Consider the following 19821-nt stretch of genomic DNA (forward strand, 5'->3'; position numbering starts at 1 on the left):
TAATTCTGGAGAATGGTATGGGCCGAAAAGTTGGGCGTCCTGTTGAACCGATCGATGCTAGAGGAAGGCTGATTTTAGAAGCAAGAAAACTGTTTACTTTGCATCCCTATGAAAAAGTGTCGACTCGTTTGCTGGCTGAGAAAGCAGACGTGAATATGGCGATGATTCGTTATTACTTTGGCAGTAAAGATGGGTTGTTCGAAGCCATGATCCGAGAGACATTGGCACCCATGAAAGAGCATATCGGAAGAATTGTCGAGCACGGTGGGCGTGGAAGCAAAAAGGGCAATAGCCGTGTCAGTGGAAATGATTTTACAGGCATAATGAGAACCTATTACAGCATGATGGCGAAAAACCCAGATTTTCCTAGGTTGGTTGTTCGAATCATGATGATGGAAGAAGGTGCTGTTCAGCGTCGGATGATGGAAAAGGTCTTCATGGAAATTGCGATGCCTGCTCAGAAGCTTATTTTCCAAGCGATGCAGAACAAGGGCATGATCAGATCGGATCTCGACCCTATGTTGTGTAAGGTCAGTTATATCAGCTTGATGGTCTTCCCTTTTATTGCTCCTCCTCAGCTTTTAAAAATACACGATGTCACATTGGATGAAGATTTTCTTGCAAGATTGTTAGAGCACAACTTGCAATTATTGTCCCGTGGCTTTTTATCTTCATCCTTTGAACATCACGAGGAGTAATCGATGGCGATTAATCGTAAGTTACTGTTCTTTCCAGCGTTAGCTGTTGGCATTGTTATTCTTATTTTAGCCGTAAAGCTGAGACCAACCCCTCCCACGAAACCCGCAGGCGATCGTGCTCGATTGGTTGAAACCATGCCGCTTGAATTGAAGGCAATAGCACCGGCGGTGATTGGCTTTGGTAAGGTGACACCTAAATTGGAGTGGAAAGCCATTGCGGAGGTGTCTGGCAAAGTAGTGTACAGACATCCTCAGCTGGAAAAAGGGCGGATGTTAGCGGCAGGCACAGAGGTGTTAAGGATTGATCCACTCGATTACGAGTTAAAACTGGCACAAGCCGAAGCCGATTTAAGTTCGAGTCAGACTCAGTTAGCGAAGCTTGATCTTGAAAAGGTCAATTTAACCAGCACGTTAAAGATCGAAGAGAATCGTTTAGCGATCAGCAAAACAGAATTGAACCGTAAGGAAAACTTGCGCAAAAAAGGCCTCACATCACAGTCGGATGTGGATCAACAAACTCAGTCCTACTTGTCTCAGCAAAAACTGGTTCAGGATATGCGAAATCAACTCGTCCTCTTTCCAGATGAACGCAAGGTTGCATTAGCGCAAGTGAAAGTAAATGAAGCAAGACTTGACGAAGCTCAACGCGCGCTAGACAAAACGTCTATTGTTTTGCCTGAAAACCTGCGTATTGCAGAGGTCGATATTGAACAAGATCAAGTTGTTAATGTGCAACAAACGATGATTGTTGCCCATGGCGTCACCACGATGGAAGTGGAAGCGCAATTACCTATTCATGACATGAGAACGTTAGTTTCCAGTTTCAGCGCATTCAGCAGGGATGAGTATGGAAATCCAATCCCCCCCACCGAAGGAATACAAGCAAGCATTGAACTAACCAGTGGCAGTTTGGTTGCCAATTGGACCGCAAAAGTGGCTAGAGTCAGTGAAACGGTAGCCTCCAACCAAGCTACGGTAGGGGTGATTTTGGAGATAGAACAAGACTACCGCCAGTTAATGCCAAAGAACTCACCGCCATTAGTCAATGGCATGTTCGTAAAAGCGAAAATCATCGGGCAAGAAAACCCAAGCTGGGTGATTCCAGAGCGAGCCCTACACGGTAACCGAATCTACATCAAAGATGACCAAGATACACTCGTAATTAAAAACGTGACCGTGCTCTACCGCCGTGATAACCAAGTCATCGTAGATGGTGATTTAGAACAAGGTGACGCGCTGATTTTGAATGATTTGCTTCCTGCGATTGAAGGGATGAAGTTGAAATCAGCGCAAGCTCTGGAGGCATTGGAATGATTCGATTTTTTGCCAGACATCCCACGGCTGCGAACTTATTGATGTTGGCGCTTTTGATTATAGGAATAACGTCTTTGCCCAAGTTAAAGCGTGAGACGTTCCCTGAGTTTTCGCCACTGTATATTTTGGCTGCCGTTGTCTACCCAGGGGCTTCTCCGCAAGAAGTGGAGGAAAGCTTGTGTGTGCGGATGGAAGATGCCGTGGACGGGTTAGCCAACATTGAAGAAACCCGATGTGAAGCGGTAGAAGGTTCGGCGAGATTGATGCTCAAGCTGAACGAAAGAGCGGATATTGGTCGTATGCTGGTGGATGTTCAAACTCAGATTAATTCGATCAATGATTTTCCTGACGAGATTGAATCACCTGTTGTAAGAGAAATGAATTGGAATGAGCCAGTTGTCGATGTGGCGATTACTGCCGACACTACTTGGCCTGAGCTTAAAGCGTATGCTGAACAACTTAAGCGTATCCTAAAGCTTGATTATGGCGTTTCCTTGGTTGATGTCAGTGGTTTTTCCGATCACCAATACCGAGTGGAGTTAGACACCACTGCTATACGACAATTAGGGTTAAGTGTCGGTGATATTGCTGAACAGATAGGCAGACAGAACGTCAAGCTTCCCAGTGGAAATATAGAAACGCCCGATAAAAACTTCCTTATCCGTTTTGACGAACGAAGCATTACGCCTAACGAGCTGAGCCAGATTGTTGTTGGATCGGCTCCTAATGGTAGCGTCATCAGGCTAGCAGACATTGCATCTATCACCGATAGATTTGAGCGAGATGAACAAAAAGTGTTATTCAATGGGCAGCCTTCTGCTGTATTGAAAATCAGTAAAAATAAGGAAGATGATGCGTTAAGGATCAAAGATCAGATTATTAAATTTGTTGAAGCGCAGCGCGCGGTTGCGCCAGACGGCGTCACTCTGGAATTAACCAACGATCTTTCTTCTGTTTTGTGGGATCGACTTAGTATGATGCTCACCAACGGTTGGCAGGGGATCGTGTTGGTGTTTGCAACCATGTGGCTTTTCTTTAGCTTTCGTTACTCTTTTTGGGTGGCTGCGGGGTTACCTGTCGCTTTCTTGGGCGGTATGTTCTTGATGGCAAACCTAGGGCTTTCCATTAACATCATGTCTTTAGTTGGGCTGTTGATGGCAATCGGTATCATGATGGACGATGCCATTGTTATTGCAGAATCGATCGCTTCGCATTTGGATCGCGGGCAAAGTGTTGATGAAGCCGTGCATAACGGTGTGCGTAAAGTGTTCCCAGGTGTATTGTCTTCTTTCCTAACGACGGTCTGCATTTTTGGCAGCTTGCTGTTTCTTGAAGGAGAGATGGGCGCTGTGCTGAGTGCGGTTCCTCAAGTACTCATTTTGGTTTTGTGTTTAAGCCTTGTCGAAGCGTTTCTGATTCTACCGAATCATTTATCCCATTCATTACACAAACAAAAAAATGACCGTCCACCTTTAAAATTCAAACGTATCCTGCTTGCGCGTTTTGAGAGTTTTCGCAACAACCAATTGGTCTTTGCCGTCACCCAAGTAGTGGAGTGGCGCTATGCCTTTTTAGGCGGCGTTTTGGCGACATTGTTGGCATCCGTTGCCATGTTAGTGGGTGGGGCAGTGAAGTTTGTGCCGTTTCCTGATCTAGATGGCGACATTGCAGAGGCACGGATCATCCTTCCACCTGGAGCGTCGTTAAGCCAAACAGAGTCGGTCGTTGATCATATTGTGCTGGCGGCGGAAAGATTAAACCGAGATTGGAGTGAGCGAGTCGAAGGCGGAAGAACGTTGGTTCAGCACATAACCAGTAGTTACAATGTCAATGCGGACGCAGACGAATCTGGTCCACACTTGGCAACCGTGCGGCTTGATCTCTTGGGGGCGGAGTCACGCAATGCTCTGATTGATGAGTTTGTAGAAGCTTGGCGTAATGAGGTGGGAGAGCTTGCCGAACCTATTTCACTTGTGTTCAAGCAGCCCACCATGGGACCCGGAGGGCGAGCGATAGAAATTCGAGCCAAGCATGATGATCTGTCGGCACTCAAATCGGCGTCCATTGACATACAGAGTTATCTCAATGAGTTTGATGGCGTGCATGGTGTGCTGGATGATATGAGGCTTGGTAAGGAAGAAGTGCTAGTAAAGCTTCGACAAGGAGCGGAAACCTTTGGAGTCAACGGTCAAATGATCGCGGGTCAGTTAAGGGCTGCTTTTTTTGGTCAAACCGCTGACGAAATTCAGCTTGGTGTGGAAAACATAAAGATCGTCGTTCAGCTTGATAAAAAGCAGGCCGGCGATCTGCAGCAGCTCGCGAATTTCCCCATTATAAAGTCGGATGGCTCTCAAATTCCACTTGGGGCTATCGCCACATTAGATTTCCAACGTAATTATGTACGAATCCAGCGAGTGGATGGTTTGAGAACGGTCAGAGTCTACAGTGACGTGGATAACTCAAAAGCCAGTTCGTCGGAGATCATTGCCCAGTTCCAAAAAGAAGAAGCGCCAAAACTCATGACGAAGTATCCCGGGTTAAGATTTGACTTCGAAGGTGAAGCGAAAGACGCGGCCAAAACAGGCCGCTCCATTGGCAGTGGGTTCTTGCTGGGTCTCTTTGGTGTGTTCATTATCTTGAGCTACCAGTTCCGAAGCTACATGGAACCAGTTGTGGTGATGGTGGCGATACCCTTGGCGTTAATTGGTGTCATTTGGGGGCACTTCTTGTTAGGCTACTCATTGAGTATGCCAAGCATTATGGGCTTTGTTTCGTTGGCTGGAATTGTTGTGAATGACTCTATTCTTCTGGTTCAATACATACGTCACCATGTTAATGAGGGCGATTCTGTGTACGAATCGGTGGTAAAAGCAAGCAAGGAACGTTTCCGAGCGGTATTCTTGACGTCTATTACCACTGCCGCAGGGTTATTACCGCTGCTGACAGAAACGAGCCTTCAAGCTCAAGTGATACAGCCATTGGTCATCTCCATTGTATTTGGCATATTTGCCTCTACGCTATTGGTGCTATTTATGATTCCGGCCGCGTATGCAGTACTGGCAGACTTTGGATTGGTGCGTAAACACCAAGACTTTCACTAGCGAAGGAATCATAAATATTCATGCACAAGCACTAAGGGGGAAAGATGCCCCCTTTCGTCGTGATTTGACTCTAAAAATAATAATTTTGATGTTTGTTGCACTTGAATATCAACAGTATGTAAATACACCATATGCATATGTTACGATGGCTTATCTAAACGCATATCAAATCAGTCGCCCATTGTCTTTGTTATGATTCTTCGCTTGGCTGGCAAAGAATGAAAAGCATGAGCATTGATCTCAAGAGATGCGTATTGAAGCAAGTAACACTTAGCTTGCCGAACAGAAAATATAAGGACCCATATCAATGTCATGGCAGAAACGCAAAATTCAATTACGCCCACTTTCCATCAAAAGTCTTATCGGGTGCGCAGGGCTGATCCTGCTGACAGGATGTCAAAGTACCGGAACAGATTCGAATGCCGCATCTGCTAACAGAGTGTCTGGTAGTACAAGTTCAAGTTTGGTTAGCACACAGCTAGACGCGTTTTTTAGTCAAGAAGCGCGAGATCAGTTCTTAAAACAGTCCATTGAAGCGTTGGAATCGAAAGGCACGAATGAGTGGCAGGGAATGGACTCATCAGGCAATGCAAAATGGCTGATGACAGTCGGTTCTCCAGAAGTACAATTGGTTGAAGCACATTACCCAGTTGAAGCAACGGTCGATACCTCACAAAACTTAACGTTTGTTGGTTTGACGCATGAAACGACAACAGCACTGAATTTAAGAACGAGTCCAAGACAATCCAGCCAAAAGATTGGTCAATTGCAAAAAGGTGAAGCCTTTAATGTGTTGGCTCAAGCAAGTGGAAAACCTTGGGTTTTGGTTGAGCAAGAAGGCGATGTACGCGGTTACGTGCATCATGATTACATTAAGTTAGCAGGTCCGCAGGAAGATTTGATTGCTTCTAAAGTGGGCATTCAAAAGGACTTAGAGACAGATAAAGCAACGTCCGTGTTAGCAGGCAGTTATGTATGTCGGGATGTGCAATATTCCTTCTCTCGTGATGAAAAAGTACAGTTGGGCGAATTCACCGCGTGTCAGAAGCAGCAAGGCTCTTGGTACATCGAAGAGGGCAGCGCCCGAATTGTAAAGCATTAAACTATCCCAGTTTGGATCGTTAACTCAGGGGATAAAGGCTTCCCCTGAGTTGCTTGATATTTCATTTGCTTGATATTTCAATCAATAAAAGTACGCACAAAGTGACGCGAAAGACGATCATTTCAGAGCCTCCTTATCAAGCCCATCCTTTTTAACTGTCATCGAATTGAACTGTCATCGAAATACAAACGTCTCGTCACTTAGTTGTCACCTGTTCCACCTAAATTTCTAAGCAAGAATTCGGGAAATAAGGAATGGGCTATGCGAGCTATCGACCCCATTGTCAGACTCGATCTGGCATTTTCAAGCTTTTGCTTACAACATCGGTTTAATCTGCAAGTGGCCAAAATCAGCAAAGCCGTCTCTCGAAGTGGAGATGGACCTTTCTATGCTGTGCTCGGCTTAGTGCTTTGGCTGATGGACTCAATATCCGGAAGCCAGTTTTTCTTTGCGGGATTGATGGCATTTGCCATTGAACTTCCTATTTACTGGGTATTAAAAAACGGCTTTAAGCGACGACGCCCTCAAGAGTTGAGTAACTTGCTCACCGCTTTTATCACACCTTCTGATCGTTACAGTTTGCCGTCTGGGCATACTGCGGCTGCATTTATAATCGCGACTCTGATAGGGGAGTTCTACTTCAGCTTTTATCTACTGGCACTGATATGGGCTTCACTTATCGGGCTTTCTCGCATTCTTTTAGGCGTTCATTTTATTACCGATGTGGTGATTGGAGCGGGGCTTGGTCTTATATGTGCCAAAGCCGCCTTGTTGCTTTTGGGTGATGGAGCACTTTGGATATGAAAATACTCTATGGTGTTCAAGGCACGGGAAATGGGCACATCGCGAGAGCAAGGGCGATGGCAAATGCATTTTCCAAACAAGGTATCGAAGTGGATTTTCTGTTTTCGGGCCGAGATAAAGACAAGTATTTTTCCATGGAACCTTTTGGTGATTACCAAACCCGAAATGGGATGAGCTTTATCACCAGTAATGGAAAAATCAATGTTACGCAAACCATTCTCAAGAACAGTTTGCTCAACATAAAGAAAGAAATTGATGGGCTAGATCTGAGTGGGTACGACGTGGTAATCAATGATTTTGAACCGGTATCGGCTTGGGCGGCAAAAAAACAAAATGTGCCTTGTATTGGGCTGAGCCACCAAAATGCTTTTCGCTTTAAAGTGCCCATTAAGGATTCTCGTTGGTTTGATCACTGGATCATTCGCTATTTTGCGCCAACCAGTATGCCTATCGGGTTACACTGGTATCACTTTGACCAACAAATATTGCCGCCAATTGTTCATATCAGCACGGATTTATCGGACGATGCGGATACGTCCATATTGGTATACCTTCCCTTTGAGTCCCTAGAGGATATTCAAGAGTTACTGGATAGGTTTGGCCATCAGCATTTTGATTGTTACCACCCTAGCATTGAGACCCCCCATACTTTGGGGAACATCACTTTTCATCCCCCTTCTCATGAGCGATTTCAAAGCAGTTTGAAGTCGTGTTCAGGGGTGATTGCTAATGGCGGATTTGAGTTGCCTTCAGAAGCGCTGACGCTCGGGAAAAAACTGTTACTTAAACCTCTGAAAGGTCAATTTGAACAGCAAAGTAACGTTGCGACTTTAGAGTATCTAGGGCTTGCATCGGCAATGGATTATCTTGATCCTACCGCTGTGCGTAACTGGCTTGATGAACAAAGTGCAGAAAAAGTGATTTATCCTGATGTCGCAGCCTCAATGGTAAGTTGGATTATGCAGGGGCAATGGGACGGCGTTCAAGAATTGTGCTCTTTGCTTTGGGAACAAGTCGATTATCCGAGTTATGCAACGATTCAAGGTTAGATAAAAGTTTTGATCTCTGAGCCGAAATGGGGTGGGGGCTTAATGATTTAATCGTTGGTCGCCACTTCCATTAACCATTCAAATCGTAAGTCTGCGTTACATTTGTCTCATTCATGAGATGTCCTTTTCTCAATTTTTATCAAAATTCGTGTTTTAGTTTTTTTTAGGCGTAACTATATGTAGTTGATATATATGGTTAAATAATTAAATAGACTAAAAAATGATAATTTAATATTAAACCACTTGTCTTACACATAGTATTTAAGGATATGCTTGAAAAGAGCGAAAGCATTAGTGCAGTAAATACCAATCAAAGGCTTTCGATTAACCGAGGCTAATGCCAATTTAAAAGAATTGTTGATAAGTGAGAGGCAAACCAATGTCGAATAGGATTGAAGCAAATCAAGCTGTAGCAGGTTATCGAATGGAATCAACATTACGTGGTGTGGATCTAAATTTACTCACCGTCTTTGATGCAGTAATGCAAGAGCAAAATATTACCCGTGCGGCGCACAATTTAGGCATGTCGCAGCCTGCTGTGAGTAACGCGGTTGCCCGTTTAAAAAACATGTTCGATGATGAATTGTTTATGCGTCATGGGCGTGGAATACAACCGACGCAACGTGCTCGTCAGCTATTCGGTCCTGTACGGCAAGCACTTCAATTGATCCGTAATGAATTGCCAGGCTCGATATTTAACCCTAAAACGTCATCTCGGCTTTTCCGTTTAGCAATAAGTAGCCCTTGTGATGTACGATTCGCACCCGTAATCATGAATACCATTGCCAGCCAAGCGCCAATGATTCAATTGCAAATGGAATCGGATGTGGATAATGGATTATCGGAAAAAATGCGCTTTCAAGAAGTGGACTTTGTCATTAATTATGAACGCTTCGAGGAAGTGGGCTATTCAAGTACAGAGATCTTCAGTGATGAATTGGTTGTTGTCGCGTCTTCTTCTCATCCACGAATTGATCATGATATTTCTCTCGAAGCACTCCAATCTGAAATGCATGCAACATTGTCCAAAGTAAACGGTGTGCGTTGCTTCTCTGAGCAAGCCTACAAGAATTTGGATTGCCGTAGCGCGTACCAAGGAACAAGTTTAAGCAACATTCTTTACGTTGTAAGCCAGTCTGAACTGATTTCAATTGCACCTAAGTGGCTAGTGGAAAACGCAGTGAATGTGCGGAATTTGAAAGTGTTGGCGTTGCCTATGCCAAATACATCCATTTCAGGCTACCTTAGTTGGCATGAATCCAGTGAGAAAGATAAAGCGCACATCTGGATGCGTGATCAGTTAATGAAGATTTGCGGTGAAACAGTCGCCATTCGCTAAAGAAAATAAAGCACTACGCCGGCATTGTCCGGCGTTCTTTTTATCCAACTATCGAATACCAAATGGAGGTCAACGCTTGGGGAGGATACGGAATTTGAGCTTTTACAATTTATGAGTATTTACAATTTATGAGTATTTACAATTAATGTGGTAAAGCTTGGTCTACATCAGTTGCCTTTTAAAATCCCGCTTGTACACTTGTCACCTGTTCAGCTTACATGTGTTTACTCAAAATACCGCACGGTCTGTAAGGTACATATGATTTAGCAAAGCTGTATGAAGTGTCGTTGGAAATGGCATAAGGAAAAAGCCAATCATCCGAGCCTGAATTAGGAAACTGAGGCGCTGTTAGAGGTAAATATAAACATGTTGAATAAAGACTTTCACATCGTAAAGTGCATTCGAGAGCGAATTGCGCAAGGTGGAGCCAAAACAGCGCTCAAACACAAAGTTTCGGACAAATGGGAAAACATCAGTTGGAAATCGTTCGGTGAGCAGGTTGATACACTTTCTCTGGCGTTATTATCGCAGGGGCTCGATGTTCAGGATAAAGTGGGGATATACTCCAACAATATGCCTGAATGGACGATTGCCGATATAGGCACGTTGCAACTTCGCTGCGTTACGGTTCCAATTTATCCAACAAACACGGCGGCTCAAGCGGCGTATATTCTCGATAATGCCGACATAAAAGTACTGTTTGTTGGTGAACAAGAACAATACGATGCGGCTCTATCCATATTTGAACAGTGCTCACAGCTCAAACTGATCGTTGCTATGTCTAAGGACATTGAGATCGTAGAAGAGTCGAACAGCCTCAGTTGGGAGGCGTTTTTGTCACTGGGGCAGGAACAGATGACCGATGAGCTTGGTCGACGACTGGAAGATATGGATCTAGAGGATTTAACGACGCTTATTTATACGTCTGGCACAACAGGTCAGCCAAAAGGCGTGATGCTCACATATTCAAACATAGCGGCACAGCTTGAAGGGCATGACCGTCGGTTAGGCTTAACGCCAAAAGACGTGTCACTGTGTTTTCTTCCGTTATCGCACGTATTCGAGCGTGCTTGGACATTTTATGTGCTGTATAAGGGCGCAGTGAACTGCTACCTAAAAGACACCATGCAAGTACGAGAAGCGCTTGCCGACATCCGCCCAACGGTAATGTGTGCCGTCCCTAGATTTTACGAGAAAATATTTTCTGCCATCCATGAAAAAGTCTCCAAAGCGCCTGTTATTCGAAAAGTCCTCTTTGCATGGGCTGTCAACATGGGCGCAAAAGTGGCGGAGTGTAAGCGTACCAATACCCAACCTTCTTTCTTGTTAAAACGCTGTCACAAATTGGCAGACAAATTAGTGCTAAGTAAACTCCGCGCGCTGTTAGGAGGAAACATCAACTTTATGCCGTGTGGTGGCGCCAAGTTAGATGAAACCATAGGTCGCTTTTTCCATGCTATTGGTATCAACGTCAAGCTTGGTTATGGCATGACGGAAACAACGGCAACAATCTCGTGTTGGGCGGATGGTTCGTTTGATCCCGATTCCATCGGTACATCAATGCCGGGGGCGCAAGTAAAAATAGGCGAAAACAATGAGATTCTACTTCGCGGTCCTATGGTCATGAAGGGCTACTACAAGTTACCTGAAGAAACCGCGAAAACGTTTGATGAACATGGTTTTCTAAAAACGGGAGATGCAGGAACATTTGATGACAAAGGCAACTTGTTCATTACCGACAGAATTAAAGAGTTGATGAAAACGTCGGGGGGCAAATACATCGCGCCTCAAATGATCGAAGGTGCCATTGGAAAAGACCACTTTATTGAACAGATTGCTGTTATTGCCGATACGCGAAAATTTGTTTCTGCTCTGATCGTTCCGTGTTTTGATTCCCTAGAAGAATACGCAAAAGAACTGAATATCAAATACCAAGATAGAATGGAGCTCATCAAGCATTCTCAAGTCGTTGAAATGTTCGAAAGCCGCCTTGCCGAACTTCAACATGAATTGGCGAAATTTGAGCAAGTGAAAAAATTCACATTACTTCCAAAAGCGTTTTCTATGGATTCTGGTGAGCTAACCCCAACACAGAAACTTCGTCGAAAAGTGATAAACGATCGATATCAAGATGAAATTGAAGAAATGTATACAGAGCTTCCGAATAAAAAGTAATTTGGAATGCAATTAATAAAAAAGCCTGCAATGTTGCAGGTTTTTTTGTTGGTAATAAATATTAATGCCCCTTCTATTTATAAATCATTTGAGAGTGGATTCAATAATACCTTATTGTTTTAAATGTCAATTTATAGTTTTCGATTCATGTCAAAAAATTAAAATAAATAATATTAACGATTGAATGTGTGAAGTACTATTTGTGGAATGTTTATTTGAGTGAAAACTATGAAGTTTATAAGAGTTTTTTCTTATTTGATTGTTTTACTAATTTCATTCGGTAGTTATAGCAACATGTTGGATTTTTTAAAGCCTTATTCTTATACATTGTCACCAAAAATTTCAGGCGTTTTAGAAAAAAGTGGTGAGCCGTATAAAAACTCAAAGATCGAGTTATATGTTGAATTTGGTGAAGTAAATTATACGTTTTATTCAATGTCAGATAATTCTGGTTACTTTTCTTTTGATGAAGTCATTTTAAAGCGATGGACAAAACCATGGGGCATTGACAATAACCTAATGGCTATTAGGTTGGCAACACACTTCAATGGGCAAGAAAAACTGCTCTGGCTTTCGTATTCTGGTAAGTATGATCACAAACCTTATGTTTTAAATAATTTGCCTTCATTAAAGTGTGATTTGGATAGTGGCGAATATGCGTATGGTTTTAAAAATGAAAAAGAGGGTGGAGCACCTTATTGGGTATATGGCATTTGTGAGCTTTACGGATTCGAAGAAATACACAATAGAGATATAGATTAATGACAGTGTTATCACCTAAATTGGCATCATCAGCTGCATACTTACCTTATCAACTAGTCTCACATTCAGGCGCTTTAAGAGTAGAGCCTCATTTGGATAAGCACTTCTCATTTGACAGAACAACGCGAAGCTACGAAGGAAAAACAGGCGGTTTTTTCGGCATTGGTGCTACTACCGCTGGCTTCGCTGTTATTGGTCTTGGTAAAGGGAAATATAAAGACGACTTAGTCATATCTGTGCGCGGTACTAAGCAAAAAAATGATTGGGTAACGAATCTTAACCTTGGAGTTAAAGGCTCACCTAATGGAGCGATAGGTCATGCAGGGTTTATTAATACATTCCATACCCTACGTCCTAAAGTTAAAAGTTTCTTGTTGTCTCAGAAAAAGTTACCTAAACGAATTCACTGCGTTGGTCACAGTTTAGGTGGTGCTTTGGCCTCTCTATTTGCAGATTGGTTGAGAGCTGAACTATCAATGAGAGTGAATTTGTATACATTTGGTGCACCTCGTGTGGGGCACCAAATGTATGCTCGTAAATCTGAGCACGCGAACGATAAAATTTTTCGTTGTACTCATGGGGCTGACCCCGTACCAATGATTCCTTTATGGCCCTTCCAGCATGCACCATATTCTGGCACGGAGTATCGCTTAGACAACAGTTCTGGAATCGACGTTGGAACACACGGTATGGGACCAAATGATAGCCCTGGCTATGTAAATACAGCGAGAAGTGAAAGTTGGACCTCATTGAATGTGCGCTCTAATCATTTTTTAAATAAGCCTGTAAGGTTAAAATTTGAGAATAGAAACCAAGCCACCTTTACGGAATATTGGGCAGACAAGCTTAGTGCTGCGTTAACCACATTGCTAAAAGATGCAGGGTATTTTACTGCCATATCCATGCAGGCAAACATATCTTCCGGTCTTACTTTTTACGATAAGTTGGCTCAGTGTATCGAGAAGGTTGCAGCAGTGTCTGAAAAGCTCGCAGATCAAACAAAAGGCTTATTGGGACACATGTTGGCTTTTGTTGGTCGATCTGTAACGAAAATTACAAACTTAACGGCTAAATACATTCGGTGGGTTTTTGATGTCACACTAAAGAAGCTTTATAACGCTGCTCATCGAGCCATAGATTCACTTGATTAAACAGTGATACCAACAAATAAACTTCGTCGAAAAGTGATAAACGATCGATATCAAGACGAAATTGAAGAAATGTATACGGAATTTCCGAATAAAAAGTAATTAAGCGTTACTTTCCTTTCAAAAATAGCCTGCATATTTGCAGGCTTTTTTGATTTCATAAAGCCAATATCTTTACCACTGTGAATCATAGTTTGTCACATGCGTAAAAAATTTTGAGTTTATTTTTTGCGGTATTTAGGTTTTTTGTTTTATTTATGGTTGGTTTGCTGATTGTATAACCTGCGAAAGGCGTATTCGGCAACATATCGACAAAAATGCGGAAAATGAACCCATAGACAGCCAGCTTCATTCGGATGTACAGTTCAAATGTGATCTTTTTGTTGGTTATGACTGACAAAGAGTACATAGGTGAAAAATTGGAAGTATTTCGAATAGGCTACGAATAAGCCCTAGACTATGTGACATCAAACTCGACAGTTGACCTTACTGTTGTTTGTTTGATAAGGAGAAAATATGGCAATGTTGTCCGGCGCAGAGATGGTTGTGCAATCTCTGATTGAAGAGCAAGTCGATCAAATCTTCGGCTACCCTGGGGGGTCCGTCCTTGATATTTACGATGCTCTGCATGCAAAAACTGAACAAATCAAACACGTATTAGTACGACACGAGCAAGCGGCCACACATATGGCGGACGGTTACGCTCGTTCTACCGGCAAACCCGGTGTGGTACTGGTATGTTCAGGTCCTGGTGCGACCAATACTGTTACAGGTATTGCGACAGCTTACATGGACTCCATCCCGATGATTGTCATTTCTGGTAACGTGCCAAATAATCTAATAGGCAATGATGCCTTTCAGGAATGCGACATTGTTGGTGTATCTCGACCCATCGTAAAACACAGCTTTCTGGTCAAGAAAGCGGAAGATATTCCGGAAACCATTAAAAAGGCATTTTATATCGCGACGACTGGGCGACCTGGTCCGGTAGTGATTGATTTGCCTAAAGACGTCATGAATCCGCAAATCAAATTCCCATACAGCTACCCTGAAACGATTGGCATGCGCTCCTATAAGCCAACCACCTCTGGTCATAAAGGGCAAATCAAGAAAGCGCTGAAAGCATTGTTAGAGGCTAAGAAACCGGTATTATACATTGGTGGTGGTGCGGTGATTTCCGAGGCGCATGAGCATATCTTCAAACTTACAGAGGCATTGAATTTACCTGTAGTGAGTACGCTAATGGGGCTGGGGGCGTTTCCGGGAACACACAAAAATGCACTTGGTATGTTGGGAATGCACGGGCACTATGAAGCCAATATGGCGATGCATAACGCTGACCTTATCTTTGGTGTGGGTGTACGTTTTGATGATCGTACGACCAATAACCTTGAGAAATATTGTCCCGACGCCAAAATAATGCACATTGATATTGACCCATCTTCGATCTCTAAAAATGTGAAAGTGGATCTGCCCATTGTAGGTTCAGCAGAAAAAGTGCTGGAAACCATGGTCAAGTTGCTTGTTGAGCAAGATAAATCGAACGATGAAGCCGCGTTAAAGCAATGGTGGAGTGAGATTAAAGTATGGCAAGATAGGAACTGCCTCGCCTATGAAAAGTCACCGGAATGCATTAAGCCTCAGCAGGTCATTGAAACTCTGCACAAGCTAACAAACGGTGATGCCTATGTTGCATCAGACGTTGGTCAGCATCAAATGTTTGCTGCGCTTTACTATCCGTTTAATAAGCCCCGCCGTTGGATAAATTCTGGTGGCTTGGGAACGATGGGTTTCGGTTTACCTGCTGGAATGGGGGTTAAGTTTGCTTATCCAGATGAAGAAGTCGTTGTGGTAACGGGTGATGGCAGTATTCAGATGAATATCCAAGAGCTGTCTACAGCGCTTCAATATGGTATTCCAGTCAAAATTATTAACCTCAATAATCGATTCCTTGGCATGGTTAAGCAGTGGCAAGACATCATTTATCAAGGTCGTCATTCTAACTCCTACATGAGTTCTGTTCCCGACTTTGCTGCAATAGCAGAAGCTTATGGTCACGTTGGTATTCGTATCTCTTCTCCAGACGAACTGGAATCAGGCTTGCAGAAAGCTCTGGATATGAAAGACCGATTGGTTTTTGTCGATATCAGCGTCGATGAGACCGAACATGTATACCCAATGCAAATAAAAGGCGAGGGTATGGATAAGATGTGGCTAAGCAAAACGGAGAGAACGTAATATGAGACATATACTTTCACTACTACTGGAAAACCAGCCTGGTGCGTTGTCTCGTGTTGTGGGTTTATTTTCTCAGCGCGGATACAACATTGAATCGCTGACGGTTTCCCCTACCGATGATGAAACATTATCTCGTTTGAATATCACTACAACTTCCAGCGAAATGCAATTGGAGCAAATTCAAAAGCAATTGCACAAACTGATCGATGTTCTCAAGGTGCAAGAGGTGACTGACCTTGAACACGTAGAAAGAGAGCTCATGTTAATTAAGGTGAAGGCCGATGGCTTCGCGCGAGCAGAAGTTAAGCGAACAGCGGATATTTTCCGAGGTCAAATCGTTGATGTAACCGCCTCTCAGTACACGGTTCAAATGACAGGTACAAGTGAGAAGTTAGATGCCTTCATTAATGCTCTGGCGGAAGTAACGGAAGTGATTGAAGTTGCTCGAAGCGGTGTGGTAGGAATTGCACGAGGCAAGCATTCGCTGAAAGCGTAACCATTTAATGTCTTTTAAGAAAGCCACTTCTTTAAAGAAGTGGCTTTCTTGTTTTATAGGTCAATACAAAGCCACGAGAACCAATAGAGGGCTATTGGGAAGGGTTTATTCTTCTGGTAACACGGACTCAATTTTGCGCTGGGTATTATCCAAGTGCTTGTCCATAACTTGAAGTGCTTGTGCTTCGTTTTTCGCTAGAACCAGTTTCATTAGGTTTTCGTGCTCATCAATGTTGATGAAGGTATTTGACTCAAATTTTTCTGAGTTTAATGCGACATAACGGTAACGTTTTATTTGATTATCTAGCTCAAGGAAAAAACCATACATAGTGTGAGCATTAGAACCTTCGAGTAATGCGGTATGGAAGCGTTGATGACGTTCTTCCCATTCTGAATTGTCGAATGCATTTTCCGTGTGTTGAATACGGGAAAGTTTATGGAAAGCAGACAGAACCTCTAGTTCCCAATTCTCATCACCTTGCTGAATTGCTTTTTTAAGCAAATGAGCTGACGCAATTTTCATGCTTTCGAATAAATCCGATAGTTCACATCGAGTTACTGAAGAGACCCAGCAACCTTTTTGCGGTTCAAGTTGGACGTATTTCTTCCAAGAAAGCTGAACTAATGCTTCACGAATAGGGGAAGCTCCTACTGCATATTTGTCCTTGAGTTCCGCTACAACCAGTTTTTGACCAGGAACTAGAACGCCATTTAAGATATCTTGGCGAATCATTTTTGACACTTTGTCAGTCAGAGTGGGGCTAGACACGATATCCTCATTTGTACTTCATTGCATATTTAGTGTAGTAGGCTTTTCGTAATAAGCTCACATTTACATGTGTCTCATTTTTAACCACATACAGTTCAGTATGTTGAATAATACGTCATGCGGATTATTGGGGCAAGTTTGTTTCATAAAAAAAGAGGGCTAGGCCCTCTTTTTATCAGATGTTAACTTATTGATCTTACAGAACGTGTACAGATGCTGTGTTTGTTGTACCCGATGCAACTAGCGCACCTGATACCATCACAACGATGTCCCCTTTTTTACCAAGACCAGACTCAAGTGCCAGTTCTTTTCCACGTACATAAAATGCATCGGTATTGCTGATTTCTTCAACAACCATTGGTGTAACACCTTTAGTAAGAACAAGCTGAGCAGCTGTCTTAGTGTTCGTTGTCAGAGCAAGAATGTTAGCCGTTGGGAAGTACTTACGTACTGAACGAGCAGATTTGCCGCCTTCCGTTGCAACCACAATCAGTGGTGCCGCCAGCTTTTCTGCTGTGTCTACCGCGCCTTTACATACCGCTTCAGTGATGCGAAGGCGAGGACTGTCTAAACGAGAACCAAGCTCAGCTTCTAACGCTGAATCTGTACGGTTCGCGATTTGAGCCATGATCGTTACGGCTTCAACAGGGTATTTACCTTTCGCCGTTTCGCCAGAAAGCATCACGGCATCCGTACCATCCATGACGGCGTTGGCCACATCGCCTGCTTCCGCACGTGTAGGACGAGGGTTGTTGATCATGGAGTCAAGCATTTGAGTTGCAGTGATAACCATCTTACGAGCTCGGTTACACTTTTCGATCATCATTTTCTGAGCGAAGATGACTTCTTCTGCTGGAATTTCTACGCCTAGGTCACCACGAGCAACCATGATGCCGTCAGAAAGCTCTAGGATCTCGTCGAAGTTATCCACGCCTTCTTGGTTTTCGATCTTAGAGATGATGTGGATGTCCGCCCCACCGTTTGCGTTTAGAAGCTCACGGATTTCACGAACGTCTTCTGCTTTACGGATGAAAGATGCCGCAACAAAATCAACACCTTGCTCACAGCCGAACTTAAGATCGGCTTTGTCTTTTTCAGATAAAGCAGGAAGCTTCACGGAAACGCCAGGAAGGTTCACGCCCTTGTTTTCACCTAGAGCGCCGTTGTTCAGCACTTTACACTTAACTTCTGTTTCTGTTGTTGCGATTACTTCCATTTCGATAAGACCATCGTCTACAAGAATGGTGTTACCGACTGTCAAATCATTAGCGAAACCAGCGTAAGTCACAGCAACTTTGTCTTTGTTGCCAATCACTGTTGCGTCTGTAGTGAAAGTGAATTCTTGACCAGCTACTAGATCAACGTCGTCGCCGTTTTCTAGTTTGATAGTACGAATTTCAGGACCTTTGGTATCGAGAAGAATCGCTAATTGATTGCCAGTGTCCTTCATGACTTGACGGAAGTTGGTAATGCGGTTGCCGTGTTCTTCAAAGTCACCGTGAGAGAAGTTCAGGCGCATTACATTCATGCCTGCATCAACGAGTTCGCGTAGCTTCTCTACTGGTTCAGTTTTAGGGCCAATCGTACAAACGATTTTGGTCTTTTTCATGGAAAATACTCTCCGGTACGTATAGTTGCAATTTTAATTTGGGTGAACCAAAGGAAACGCTCATAAGAAAGAAAATGACAACATTTTCGTAAATTGTGACTTTCTGTAACTTTAGGTGTCAACACCCTTTGGTATCGCAAAATCTTTCAACAAGTTTAGTGTGTATCTGCCTAAACGATATTGATGTAAGTAAATTTTTGCTTATTTAAATCAGCCTAACTGAAATTGATTGCAAAAAAATAACGTGAATTTCTGTAATTTTTTTTCTTTTAGGGTGCGGATTCTACCACCGAATTTCGTCAATATCACGAGTCTAGGTTGTCTTAGAACAAGGTTTTGATGCAAATTGATTTATTTTTCGTTGTAAAAAAAATAGACAGTTATGTTTCAGATCGATTATATTTCTTTCATATTGAAACTTTAAATATCGATTCGAAATGTCAAAGCGAAATACACAACTCAGAAGACACGCCATTGCCAAACTGGTAGAAGAGTGTGGTGAAGTCAGTGTTGAAGATCTGTCTCATCAGTTTGAAACCTCGGAAGTCACGATAAGAAAGGATTTAGCTACGTTAGAGAAAAGTGGTCTTTTACTTCGTCGATATGGTGGTGCGATCGCGTTGCCAAAAGAATCGGTTCATGATGACTTTCAAAATAAAGTTTCAGTTCGAAAGGTTAAGTTGGCGCAGGCGGCTGCTAAATTAATAAGAGACCACAATCGAATTGTCATCGACAGTGGCAGCACGACAGGAGCATTAATTCAGCAGTTAAATGAAAAGAAAGGGCTGGTTGTCATGACCAATTCGCTCAATGTGGCCAATTCACTGAATGAGCTGGAAAGTGAACCAACGTTACTGATGACCGGGGGCACCTGGGATACGCATTCCGAATCGTTTCAGGGGCAGGTTGCTGAATCCGTTTTACGTGCCTACGACTTTGATCAGCTATTTATCGGTGCAGATGGCATTGATCTAGAGCGAGGAACAACCAGTTTTAACGAACTGTTGGGGTTGAGCAAGGTTATGGCGGAGGTGTCTCGGGAAGTCATTGTAATGGTTGAATCTGAGAAGATTGGACGAAAAATACCTAACCTTGAGCTTCCTTGGAAAGAGATTGATGTTCTTGTGACAGACGATAAGGTAAGTGCTGAGTCTGTTTCGGTCATCGAGTCCTACAACGTTAAAGTTATCCAAGTTAGCTAATTTGCTTGCTGGATCT

Annotated in this window: 15 protein-coding genes; 13 read left to right on the top strand and 2 right to left on the bottom strand. The window is 43.2% G+C overall.

The annotated features are described in order from the left end of the window. Window positions 1-17: 17 nt before the first annotated feature. From HC752_RS01025 to ilvN, 12 genes are all read left to right on the top strand, one after another. Window positions 18-698 carry a TetR/AcrR family transcriptional regulator gene (locus HC752_RS01025; RefSeq protein ID WP_190333225.1) on the top strand — a complete coding sequence of 227 codons (681 nt, stop codon included), beginning with the start codon at window positions 18-20 and terminating at the stop codon, window positions 696-698. A 3-nt stretch (window positions 699-701) separates the two neighbouring features. Then, window positions 702-2012 (top strand): efflux RND transporter periplasmic adaptor subunit, encoded by a 1311-nt coding sequence (locus HC752_RS01030; RefSeq protein ID WP_190333226.1) that lies wholly within the window; start codon window positions 702-704, stop codon window positions 2010-2012. Next, window positions 2009-5113, top strand: coding sequence for an efflux RND transporter permease subunit (locus HC752_RS01035; protein ID WP_190333227.1), 3105 nt, complete (start codon window positions 2009-2011; stop codon window positions 5111-5113). The genes HC752_RS01030 and HC752_RS01035 overlap by 4 nt, the downstream gene beginning before the upstream one ends. A gap of 307 nt (window positions 5114-5420) precedes the next feature. Then, entirely contained in the window at window positions 5421-6215 is a 795-nt protein-coding gene (locus tag HC752_RS01040; RefSeq protein ID WP_190333228.1) for an SH3 domain-containing protein, read from the top strand. A gap of 261 nt (window positions 6216-6476) precedes the next feature. Next, window positions 6477-7019 carry a phosphatase PAP2 family protein gene (locus HC752_RS01045; protein WP_190333229.1) on the top strand — a complete coding sequence of 181 codons (543 nt, stop codon included), beginning with the start codon at window positions 6477-6479 and terminating at the stop codon, window positions 7017-7019. Further along, entirely contained in the window at window positions 7016-8068 is a 1053-nt protein-coding gene (locus HC752_RS01050; protein WP_190333230.1) for an MJ1255/VC2487 family glycosyltransferase, read from the top strand. Before HC752_RS01045 ends, HC752_RS01050 begins: the two co-directional genes overlap by 4 nt. Window positions 8069-8447: 379 nt before the next feature. After that, window positions 8448-9407, top strand: coding sequence for a transcriptional regulator LeuO (gene leuO / locus HC752_RS01055; RefSeq protein ID WP_190333231.1), 960 nt, complete (start codon window positions 8448-8450; stop codon window positions 9405-9407). A gap of 366 nt (window positions 9408-9773) precedes the next feature. Beyond that, the gene (locus HC752_RS01060) at window positions 9774-11582 is read left to right on the top strand and encodes an AMP-dependent synthetase/ligase (RefSeq protein WP_190333232.1); all 1809 of its coding nucleotides are present in this window, start codon (window positions 9774-9776) and stop codon (window positions 11580-11582) included. A gap of 228 nt (window positions 11583-11810) precedes the next feature. Then, entirely contained in the window at window positions 11811-12344 is a 534-nt protein-coding gene (locus HC752_RS01065) for a DUF6795 domain-containing protein (protein ID WP_190333233.1), read from the top strand. Further along, the gene (locus HC752_RS01070) at window positions 12344-13495 is read left to right on the top strand and encodes a lipase family protein (protein ID WP_190333234.1); all 1152 of its coding nucleotides are present in this window, start codon (window positions 12344-12346) and stop codon (window positions 13493-13495) included. Before HC752_RS01065 ends, HC752_RS01070 begins: the two co-directional genes overlap by 1 nt. 513 nt (window positions 13496-14008) lie before the next feature. After that, complete coding sequence (locus HC752_RS01075; RefSeq protein WP_190333235.1) at window positions 14009-15730, top strand: acetolactate synthase 3 large subunit; 1722 nt, start codon at window positions 14009-14011, stop codon at window positions 15728-15730. 1 nt (window position 15731) lies between these two features. Then, window positions 15732-16226, top strand: coding sequence for an acetolactate synthase small subunit (gene ilvN, locus HC752_RS01080; RefSeq protein ID WP_190333236.1), 495 nt, complete (start codon window positions 15732-15734; stop codon window positions 16224-16226). A 105-nt stretch (window positions 16227-16331) separates the two neighbouring features. Here the strand turns inward: ilvN and HC752_RS01085 are convergent, their stop codons facing one another. Further along, entirely contained in the window at window positions 16332-16994 is a 663-nt protein-coding gene (locus HC752_RS01085) for a GntR family transcriptional regulator (protein WP_190333237.1), read from the bottom strand. 196 nt (window positions 16995-17190) lie between these two features. After that, window positions 17191-18603, bottom strand: coding sequence for a pyruvate kinase PykF (gene pykF, locus HC752_RS01090; protein WP_190333238.1), 1413 nt, complete (start codon window positions 18601-18603; stop codon window positions 17191-17193). Window positions 18604-19040: 437 nt separating this feature from the next. On the opposite strand from pykF, the gene HC752_RS01095 reads away from it, so the two are divergent. Then, window positions 19041-19805 carry a DeoR/GlpR family DNA-binding transcription regulator gene (locus HC752_RS01095; RefSeq protein ID WP_190333239.1) on the top strand — a complete coding sequence of 255 codons (765 nt, stop codon included), beginning with the start codon at window positions 19041-19043 and terminating at the stop codon, window positions 19803-19805. The last annotated feature ends 16 nt before the right edge of the window (window positions 19806-19821 follow it).

The sequence above is a fragment of the Vibrio sp. S9_S30 genome, from assembly GCF_014694455.1.
Taxonomy (GTDB): Bacteria; Pseudomonadota; Gammaproteobacteria; order Enterobacterales; family Vibrionaceae; genus Vibrio.